This is a genomic window from Streptomyces sp. NPDC056222 (genome assembly GCF_042264065.1).
Lineage (GTDB): Bacteria > Actinomycetota > Actinomycetes > Streptomycetales > Streptomycetaceae > Streptomyces.
The window spans coordinates 1-9,084 of sequence record NZ_JBHJTL010000162.1; the positions used below are offsets into that span (position 1 = coordinate 1).

General features: G+C 69.3%; 10 protein-coding genes. 5 read left to right on the plus strand and 5 right to left on the minus strand.

Translation table 11 applies throughout. From position 1 onward, the window contains the following. Nucleotides 1-84: 84 nt before the first annotated feature. Nucleotides 85-744, plus strand: coding sequence for a response regulator (locus ACFC0D_RS37240; protein ID WP_376446215.1), 660 nt, complete (start codon nucleotides 85-87; stop codon nucleotides 742-744). A gap of 461 nt (nucleotides 745-1,205) precedes the next feature. On the opposite strand, the gene ACFC0D_RS37245 is transcribed toward ACFC0D_RS37240, so the two are convergent. The 4 genes from ACFC0D_RS37245 to ACFC0D_RS37260 all read right to left on the minus strand — a co-directional run bounded on the left by ACFC0D_RS37245 (nucleotide 1,206) and on the right by ACFC0D_RS37260 (nucleotide 4,662). Continuing rightward, the gene (locus ACFC0D_RS37245) at nucleotides 1,206-1,850 is read right to left on the minus strand and encodes a dihydrofolate reductase family protein (RefSeq protein WP_376446218.1); all 645 of its coding nucleotides are present in this window, start codon (nucleotides 1,848-1,850) and stop codon (nucleotides 1,206-1,208) included. A gap of 501 nt (nucleotides 1,851-2,351) precedes the next feature. Beyond that, a complete protein-coding gene (locus ACFC0D_RS37250) occupies nucleotides 2,352-2,813 on the minus strand; it encodes a hypothetical protein (protein WP_376446220.1) in 462 nt (153 codons plus the stop codon). Next, a complete protein-coding gene (locus ACFC0D_RS37255) occupies nucleotides 2,810-3,328 on the minus strand; it encodes an RNA polymerase sigma factor (RefSeq protein ID WP_376446223.1) in 519 nt (172 codons plus the stop codon). The genes ACFC0D_RS37250 and ACFC0D_RS37255 overlap by 4 nt, the downstream gene beginning before the upstream one ends. Next, nucleotides 3,325-4,662, minus strand: a complete 1,338-nt coding sequence (locus tag ACFC0D_RS37260; RefSeq protein ID WP_376446226.1) for an alpha/beta fold hydrolase — start codon at nucleotides 4,660-4,662, stop codon at nucleotides 3,325-3,327. Before ACFC0D_RS37260 ends, ACFC0D_RS37255 begins: the two co-directional genes overlap by 4 nt. A 697-nt stretch (nucleotides 4,663-5,359) precedes the next feature. On the opposite strand from ACFC0D_RS37260, the gene ACFC0D_RS37265 reads away from it, so the two are divergent. The 3 genes from ACFC0D_RS37265 to ACFC0D_RS37275 are packed head-to-tail and all read left to right on the plus strand — an operon-like array spanning nucleotide 5,360 to nucleotide 8,014. Further along, a complete protein-coding gene (locus ACFC0D_RS37265; protein WP_376446229.1) occupies nucleotides 5,360-5,845 on the plus strand; it encodes a MarR family winged helix-turn-helix transcriptional regulator in 486 nt (161 codons plus the stop codon). Nucleotides 5,846-5,885: 40 nt separating this feature from the next. Beyond that, nucleotides 5,886-6,641, plus strand: a complete 756-nt coding sequence (locus ACFC0D_RS37270) for a class I SAM-dependent methyltransferase (protein ID WP_376446232.1) — start codon at nucleotides 5,886-5,888, stop codon at nucleotides 6,639-6,641. A 38-nt stretch (nucleotides 6,642-6,679) separates the two neighbouring features. Then, the gene (locus tag ACFC0D_RS37275; RefSeq protein WP_376446235.1) at nucleotides 6,680-8,014 is read left to right on the plus strand and encodes a radical SAM protein; all 1,335 of its coding nucleotides are present in this window, start codon (nucleotides 6,680-6,682) and stop codon (nucleotides 8,012-8,014) included. A gap of 371 nt (nucleotides 8,015-8,385) precedes the next feature. Here ACFC0D_RS37275 and ACFC0D_RS37280 read toward each other — a convergent pair whose 3' ends face one another. Further along, nucleotides 8,386-8,535 carry a hypothetical protein gene (locus ACFC0D_RS37280; RefSeq protein ID WP_376446240.1) on the minus strand — a complete coding sequence of 50 codons (150 nt, stop codon included), beginning with the start codon at nucleotides 8,533-8,535 and terminating at the stop codon, nucleotides 8,386-8,388. Here ACFC0D_RS37280 and ACFC0D_RS37285 point away from each other — a divergent pair. Continuing rightward, nucleotides 8,482-8,628 carry a hypothetical protein gene (locus ACFC0D_RS37285; RefSeq protein ID WP_376446238.1) on the plus strand — a complete coding sequence of 49 codons (147 nt, stop codon included), beginning with the start codon at nucleotides 8,482-8,484 and terminating at the stop codon, nucleotides 8,626-8,628. The genes ACFC0D_RS37280 and ACFC0D_RS37285 overlap by 54 nt on opposite strands. Nucleotides 8,629-9,084: the final 456 nt, after the last annotated feature.

Below are 9,084 nucleotides of genomic sequence, written 5' to 3' on the forward strand. Positions count from 1 at the left end.
CGCCCTGGGGGGGGGGCGGGGCGCCCTGCCGGCCACCGAGGGCGGCTTCACCGTCCAGGCCGAACTCCCCGTGGAACGAGCGTCATGATCCGTGTCCTGCTCGTCGACGACCAGCCGCTCATTCGCAGCGGATTTCGTGCACTCCTCAGCCTTGAAGACGACATCGAGGTGGTCGCCGAGGCAGCCGACGGCGAAGAGGGCGTGGCGCTGACCAAACAGCACCTACCTGATGTTGTGCTGATCGACATCCAGATGCCGGTCGTCGACGGCATCGAGGCCACCCGCCGCATCGCCGCGGACCCGGCCCTGGCCCCGGTGCACGTCGTCATCCTCACCAACTACGGTATGGACGAGTACGTGCTGGACGCGCTCCGCGCCGGCGCCGCCGGCTTCCTCGTCAAGGACATCGTGCCGGACGACTTCGTACACGCCGTGCGTGTCGCCGCCCGCGGTGACGCGCTGCTCGCGCCATCCATCACCCGCAAGCTGATCAACCAGTACGTCACCCAGCCGCCCGCCGTCGACGACACCGGGCTGGACGAACTGACCAGCCGCGAACGCGAGGCCGTCACCTTGGTCGCGCAGGGCCTGTCCAACGACCAGATCGCCGACCGCATGGTGATCAGTCCAGTGACAGCGAAGACCCACATCAACAGGGCCATGTCCAAACTCCACGCCCGCGACCGTGCCCAACTCGTGGTCCTCGCCTACGAATCCGGCCTAGTGACTCCCCGGAACTCCTGACATCCGTGGGCCGGCCCTGGGCGGCCTGCACCGCATGACGGTCACCATGCCTGTCACCCCAGACGGCGGAGGGCGACCACTGCGAGACTCGGCGGATCCCGTGCTCGCCGCCGACACGGCGAACGGCGAACTCGTGCACCGATCACCTGCTGGGCTTCGCTCACGGCCAGGACCAGACCGCATCCGACTGGCTCCACTACGAGTTGGAGCACTGGCGGCCGGCTGTGATCACAAGAAGGGATCGAATGCTCGCAGTCCGAAACTTGTGGCGCGCTGAGGATGGCGCTCTGGCCAGCACTTACTTGCTGCGCCGCGATCTTTGCACACCTGCCCGCCTCCGGCCGGGCACGAGCTGAGGGAACCGTCATGGTCGGCTGACTGTCCGGGGCGCGACTCGACGGCCTGCCTCAGGGCTGGCCTGGTAGGCAAAACAGCCGACCGGGGCCAGCCCTGAGGTCCGGTCACTTTCGCCAGAACAGGTGGTGCGTCACCCCGCTCGGGCTGGGAACGACCTCCAGGTGGAACCGGTCGAGCAGCTCATCGGGGGACTCCCAGAGTCGTACTCCGGACCCGAGCTTCACCGGCGAGACCGCCACGTGCATGGTGTCGACGAGGTCGGCGTCGAGGAACTGCCGGATGGTGGTAGCCCCGCCGCCGAGTCGGACGTCCTTGCCCTGCGCCGCCTCCCGGGCCTGCTCGAGGATCGTGGCAGGGTCGCCGTCGACGAAGTGGAACGTGGTGTCGGAAAGCGTGAGCGAAGGACGCTTGTGGTGGGTCAAGACGAACACCGGCGTGCGGAACGGGGGCTCGTCACCCCACCAGCCCTGCCACTCATGGTTGTGCCAGGGCCCGCGCTGGGGTCCGAACTTGTTGCGGCCCATGATCTCGGCGCCGATGTTGCGTGCGTAGTCCCGCGTGAGGTAGTCGTCCAGGCCCCGGCTCCCTCCGGGGTCGGTGCGCATGGGCCAGCTCGCCGTGGCGCCGGCCCAGGCGAACAGCCTCTCGGGCTCGACATGACCGAACGGCCTCTCGAGGCTCTGGTCCTCGCCGGCACCGATTCCGTCACTCGAGACGTTGAAGTTCTGGACTCTCAGTAGCTGAGCCACGTGCTCCTCCTGTGTTGTCGACAACGGTGGTGAGACTTGCCGGGCCGGGAAAACTCATCGCTGCGTCTGTGACCGGTCAGAATCGACTACCCAACGTTCTGATCTGTGAGGTTTGCGCGGTTCGGGGAGGCTGCTGTGGTGCGGGGGAGTACGCCGCTGCGGGGCCTTTCGTCATCTGCTCGGTCATCGAGGAGGCTTGAAGGACCTGTCACAGACGGCGAGCGTCCATGCAGTGACGTCAATTCGCGGGTTTGGCTCAGCTTCCGCGCCGAGTGACGCTTCGATATGGCTGGACGTCGAAGAGAGCGACGGGAGGGAATGGCGGGGCAAGCACAGCGCTAGCCGACGCCGCCGAGCAGGCCAAGGATGAGGACCTTTGCGCGCTACGTCGTTCCTGGCTTTGTGAGCACGTGGCCGTTGTCGGTGGTCATGCGGTCAGCTTGAACCAAGCCGCGCCATCCGGCCCCGGCGGCCTTCGGAAGCACCTCGCATCCACCGAAGTCACCTTTCGTCTCGGCCGGTTGGACCCGGGCGGCCGAGCCGCGCGCCGAGGCGGCGGGCCGCGTGGTCCAGTTCACGCAGGGTGCCGAAGGGGACCACCGCCGCGCGGGTGGGGATGCGGACGCCGCCGGTCAGGGCGATCCGGGTGGCGGCGCCGTCCGGGGTCGGGGCGGCCGCCATGCCTGCGATCAGGAACCGGCTCTGCAGCCAGCACCAGCCGGGCCGCCGGTAACCTCGCAGGTGCGCGCGGAACCCGTACTTGCTGTAGGCCAGAGCCTCCAGCCGGTCGCCGTCGGCGTGGAGAATCCGGATCCGCTCCAGGTCGGGGAGGAAGTCCAGGGCGGACATGGCTTGCCACGTCTCCTCGAAGGGCGCGGGGAGGACGTGCTCGGCGACGCGGGCGCCGCGCACCCCGGCCGCCATCACGTGCAGCCGCTGGATCGGGTCTAGATCGTGCGTCATGCGGACCATGCCTTTCGGAAGCTCATCCGGGCCCGGTGCAGCCGGGACTTGGCGGTGCCGGGCGGGATGCGGAGGGCCGCCGCCGCGGCCTCCTCGTCAAGTCCCTCCACGTCCCGCAGGACGAGTACGGCCCGGTGTTCGGGGGAGAGCCGGGCGAGGACGTCGTCGATGTCGGTGGCCAGCTGTGGATCCCCGCGCTCCGGTATGTCGGCCAATTCGGCCGGCCGGGCCCGCGCCGCCCGCTGCGCAATTCGGACGGCCTCCCGTACCGCGATGGCCCGCACCCACCCGTAGAGCGCTTGCGGGTCCTTCAGCGACCGGAGTGACCGGAACACGGCCAGCAGGGCCTCCTGCGTGGCGTCCGGGCCGTCGGCAAGGGCGATGGGGGTGCAGATGCGGGCGATGTACGGGTTGAGGTGGTCGAGGAGTTCGTGCAGCGCGAGGGTGTCGCCGGCCCGGGCCGCCCGGGCCAGCGCCACCCCCTTGTCCCGTCTGTCGCTGGTCGCTTCGGTCACTTCAGGAACTCTTCCATGGCCGTGTTCACCCGATCCGGGCAGTCCAGGGTGAGCGCGTGCCCGCACCCGTCGATCACCGACACCCGGGCGTCCGGGAGCAGCCGGCCGAAGCGTTCCGCCTGCCAGGAAGGGAGGACAGAGTCCTGGCGGCCCCAGAGGACGAGCACCGGCTGCCGGGTGGACGGAAGCGCCGCCTGCGTCTCCCGCCAGTCCAGGCCGCGCTCCAGCCGGTACGTGGCGCGCCGGTTGGTGTCGAGCGTGCCTGGTGCCCAGGCCGCGTCCACGACCTCCTCGGTGACCCGGTCCTGGTTCACGAACAGCCCGCGTACGGCCGATTCGGTGGCCCGGCGGCCCGCCCCGAGTCCCGTCAACAGCTCGCCGGCGACGGGCAGTTTGAGTGCCTCCCAGAAGGCAGGGTCCCGCTCGTACAGCCCGGAGGAGGCGAGCAGGGCCAGCCGGGACACCCGCTCCGGGTGCCGCTGGGCGTAGGCCAGGGCCCAGCCGCCGCTCCACGAGTTCCCGGCGAGCGCGGCCCGCTGGATGCCGGTGGCGTCCAGGAAGCTACCGATGGCCTTGGTCATGCCGTCCAGGTCCCAGGTGAGGGAGCGGTCGCGTAGCTCCGTGAAGCCCTGCCCGGGCAGGTCGACCACGTACACCGTGTGGGTACGGGACAGGGCGGCGACCTGCTCGCGCCACGCGAACGTCCAGGAGGCGCCGGGGGAGAGGAGCACGACGGGGGAGCCGCCGGACCCCTGCTGCACGTAGTGGAAACGCGCCACCGGCGTCTCCACCCACCGCGAGTCCGCCGGGGCGGCGTAACCGCGCTGCTCAGCCGGCTGGTAGGCGTACGCCGTGCCCGCGAGCAGCGCCACAACGGCGAGGGGCAGCGCGAGGAGCTTCCGGGGCAGCGGGCCGAGCAGGCGGGTCGCTGCCACCCAGCCGAAGCCCAGGCAGAGTGGGGTGTAGAGCATCAGGTTCAGCCAGTGGAAGGCGGGCCCGGCCCCGTCGCCGACGCCGAACGCCCATATCAGGCCGAGCAGTCCACGTGCCAGCAGCCCGGCGGAAACCGCCCAGGCCGCGGCGGCGGCGAACCACCCGCCGTGCCCGTTGCCGCGGGCGAACAGGAGGGCGGCGGTGGTCAGCCCGAGCAGGGCCAGCGGTAGCACCACGCGCGGCGCGAAGGACACGACTCCGCCGAGGATTGCGAGGGACAGCGCCCGTTCGTCGGGCGCGGGCCAGGTCAGGCCGGTGGCCCAGTACAGGTGGGCGAGGCCGTCGACGGCGAACAGGGCGGCCAGCGCCCGCCCGGCCCGTTGTCTGCTGATGTCAACCACGAGTGACCCCCGGAGTGTTGGTGGAAGGACCGACACCCCGAGGAGGAGGCGCACATGGAGAACGTTCCCTGTGGCCCTGGTCACATCGAGGCGGGCTGCTGGGGTTCGCACGTCGGCTTGATGTCGGGGAAGCCCCGCCCTGCGGGTCCGCGAGCGCCATCCGCTCGACGGGATGTCAATCGCCGAGGCCCGACACCGAGCCGCCGGCCCGCACCGCGACCGCCTGCACCTGTCCATGTCCTCCACGGTGCAGTACGCCATCCAGTGCGGCGGCGTCCCCTCCGGGTGCTCGTCCAGTCTCGTCACCTCCGCCACCGCACGGTCATAGACCTTGAGTTCGGTGCAACCCTCGGCGCCGGGGATCTCCGAGGGGGTGACCGACGGCACCGCGTCGTAGTAGGGGCCGCGAGAGGTCGACCGCCTCGGCTGCTCGCTGGAGAACCTGATCGAACTCATGAGGAATCCGAGGCAAGTTCTACGAGTGTCCGACCGCTCGGCGCGACGAGCCGTTCGAGCTGTTGGACGCGGTGCTGTGTGCGGCCGTGCGGTGAAGTTCGTGGTTGATCCGACGCTGCGGCCGAGCCCCGTCGTGGGCACGGAGCAAGGTGCACGGCGGTCTGAACGGGCCCAAGGGCGCCACGCCGGAAATCCACCCCTTCGTAAGTCCTTGCTTGTGCAAGCAGATAGCTTGTCCTCCATGGATGCGCCCCAGGAGCACACGGTGCCGGACTCCGCGCCCGCCAGCGACGCCGAGGACGAACGCTGGTGCATGGCGGTGCGGTTGCTGGGCCGGATGGAGCGCCGGCTCGACGAAGCACTGCGCCGGCGGCACGCCCTGCCGCTGTCCGAGTACCGGGCCATGTGCGCGCTGAGCCGGCCCGAGAGCGGCGGCGCGCTGCGGATGGGTGAACTGGCCGATCGCATCGGGATGAAGGACAGCTCGGTGACCCGGCTGATCGCCCGCCTTGAGGCGCAGGGGCTGGCCGAGCGGACCTCCTGGTCCGGCGACGGGCGCGCCGTGACCGCCGCCATCACAGAAGCGGGCCGCCGGCGGTACACGGCGGCCACTTTCACCTATCGGTCTGCGCTCGGCACCGAACTCGACGCAGCCCGGGCCAACGTCCACCTCGCCGATCTCGCCGACTGGGTCCGCACCGCGGAGGCCGACGAAGCGGCGGGCTGACGCTCCGAACACCTTTTACCCCTCCACCCAGGGAGTTCGCATGGCAACAGCGACCGAGCACTACGAAGACCTCCTCGCAGACCGGTACACCTGGATGCTCGGCGGCGACATCGTCGCGCTGGCCGAGGAGCAGTCCGCGCTGCTCCGTGGTCTCGGCGTCTCGCCCGCCGAATTCGACGACGCCGTCGCCGTCGACCTCGGCTGCGGGTCCGGCGCCCAGTCCCTGGCGCTGGCCGACCTCGGCTTCCGGTCCGTCGCGGCCGTCGACACGAGCCGGAAACTCCTCGACGAACTCGCCCGCCACGCCGGCGATCGGTCACCGGTCAGGCCGGTCCTCGCCGACATCCGCACGGCGCTGCCGCACGTCGCCGCCCCGGGGACGGCGGGCGTCGTCGTCTGCATGGGAGACACGCTTCCCCATCTCCCCGCCGCGTCCGACGTGGTGGCGTTGCTGGGCGACGCCCGGAAGGCCCTCGCACCCGGCGGCCACCTGGTCATCACGTACCGAGACCTCACCCGGCCGCTCCAGGGAACCGACCGCTTCCTTCCCGTGCGGAGCGACGAGAACCACCTGCTGACCTGCTTCCTCGAGTACCGCGACGAGGAGACCGTCGTGGTACACGACCTGCTCCACACCCGCACGGACGGCCAGTGGTCGATGCGGGCGAGCAGTTACCCCAAGCTGCGCATCGGCGCGGAGTGGCTGGCCGCCCGATGCCGTGCCGTGGGGCTGGAGATCGCCCACGACGCCGCGGGCCCCCGGGGCATGCACGTGCTGCACGCCCGCCGACCGTGAACAGAACAACCCGCCCACCGTTTCACGAGGAGAGCAACATGGAGAGCCCGAGCCGTACCGCGCTGCTGGAAGACCTGATGGGACGCTTCCCCCACGTCCCGCGGGAAGCCGTGATCAAAGAGGACCTGCTACGCGGCGGCATTGCCTTCGACGAGTCCGCGCTCAGCGGTACGGCCGACGGGGCTTCCGGTGACGTGAAGCCGAAGTCGTACTTCATCTTCTCCTTCGACCACCGGACCCTGCCGGAGCTCGGCGCCGCCGCGCTGAACCGCCCGCCCGAGGAGATCGTGCTCACCGGCGGCCCCTACGAACTGCGCCGCACCGTCGTGTCCGTCCGGGTCAACCCCGACTCCCCGTACACCGTGCGGAGCGGCGAGGGCGGTGCGCTCGGTCTGTACCTCGACAACGTGCGGATCGCGGACGTGGGCCTGCCTCCGATGCCGGAGTACTACCGACACGAGCTGTCGAACGGCAAGTCGGTGATGGAGGTCGCGCCGACGATCCAGTGGGGCTACCTCATCTATCTGACGGTCTTTCGGGTGTGCCAGTACTTCGGCGCCAAGGAGGAGTGCCAGTTCTGCGACATCAACCACAACTGGCGCCAGCACAAGGCGGCGGGCCGCCCGTACACCGGTGTAAAGCCGGTGGAGGAGGTGCTGGAGGCCCTGGAGATCATTGACCGGTACGACACGGCGGGGACCTCCCGGGCGTACACCCTCACGGGCGGTTCGATCACCTCGCAGGTCGGCGGCCGCGACGAGGCCGATTTCTACGGCCACTACGCGAAGGCCATCGAGGAGCGGTTCCCCGGCCGCTGGACCGGCAAGGTGGTCGCCCAGGCGCTGCCCCGCGACGACGTGCAGCGTTTCCACGACTACGGCATCCGGATCTACCACCCCAACTTCGAGGTGTGGGACCGCCGGCTGTTCCAGCTGCATTGCCCGGGAAAGGAACGTTACGTGGGCCGCGACGAGTGGCACCGCAGGATCCTGGACTCGACCGAGGTGTTCGGGCCCCGCAACGTGATCCCCAACTTCGTGGCGGGCATCGAGATGGCCGAGCCGTTCGGCTTCTCCAAGGTGAGCGAGGCGATCGAGTCGACCGCCGAGGGCCTGCGGTTCTTCATGTCGCACGGCGTCGTACCGCGTTTCACCACCTGGTGTCCCGAGCCGACGACCCCGCTGGGCAGGGCCAACCCCCTGGGGGCACCGCTCGAATACCACATCCGCCTGCTGGAGACCTACCGTGCGACGCTGGAGGAGTTCGGCCTGAGCTCCCCGCCTGGTTACGGCCCCGCCGGTCCCGGGCGTGCGGTGTTCTCCGTCAGCTCGTTCATGGACAGCCTGGAGGGACTCGAGGATCCGTCGTCCTGACGCCGCCCGCTTCCGCTTTCCGAGGACACGGAAGCGTACGCGATCAAGCAGGCCGAACTCCGATGCGGCCCCAGGGGCGACCTGTCTGTTTACGGCTTCGAGATAGAGCTGGGCGCACAGCGAGCCGGCGACACCGTGGTGACTTGGGCCCTGTTCTTCAACACCGGGGCGATCGCGAGCACCTCCTGGGACATCGCCTCCGCAGAGGTCTGGAACCACTGGTAGGCGCCCCCACCTCCAAGCAAAAGACCGGGCCGCCTCCTTCGGTCATCTCGCCGACCAGATGAACATGCCTGCGAGGTGGAGGGCGGCGAAGTAGATGGTTGCGGTCTTGCCGTACGTGTGGCCAGGCCGCGCCACTGCTTGCGGCATCATTCCACCTGGCCCTTTTGCGCATCATCGAAGATGCGCCCGTGAATGAAGATCTGGTGAGGTTCATCGAGGCCCGACTCGATGAGGAGGCCGACCTGGCGCGTCGCTGCGACGGTGACGAATGTGGGGAGTGGTCTGCTCAGGGCCACGTGGTCGACTTCTGTTCAGATGGATCTCCCGGTTTCCACCCCACGATTGCTCTGCACGTGGCTCTGCACGACCCAGCCCCGCAATTTGCGTGACATCGCAGCCATGCGGCGCATCGTGGCCCGTCATGCCCGCGGCCTCTTGCCGTTACACCGGCCACCCCGGCCTCCAGGAAGGATCAGCCTCTTGGCGCACCAATTGACAGATCCACTGGGATTTCGAGCGGCTCCGGGAATCCCTCGCGCGGAGTACCGGCATGCTCACTGATGACGACCTGGCTAACTTCCCGCTCCTCACAGCGAAGGCCATCGAGAGCGTCGCGCGCGCTTCTCGAGCCCGATCGGACCTACCGGGTCGCCGAGGCCTGGGACGGTCTGGATGAGCGGGTCACTCCAACTGTTGTGGCTGAGGAAGCTGCCGCCTGAGCCAGCCCGCAGGCCAGCAGGCCCGGCCGAGATTCCCAGCGAGGGCGTTGACCGTGCCCATAGAGTCCTGCCTCGATGAAGAGACGAGTGCAGTTCACCGAGCAGGTTGCGCGGTTCCGTGACTAC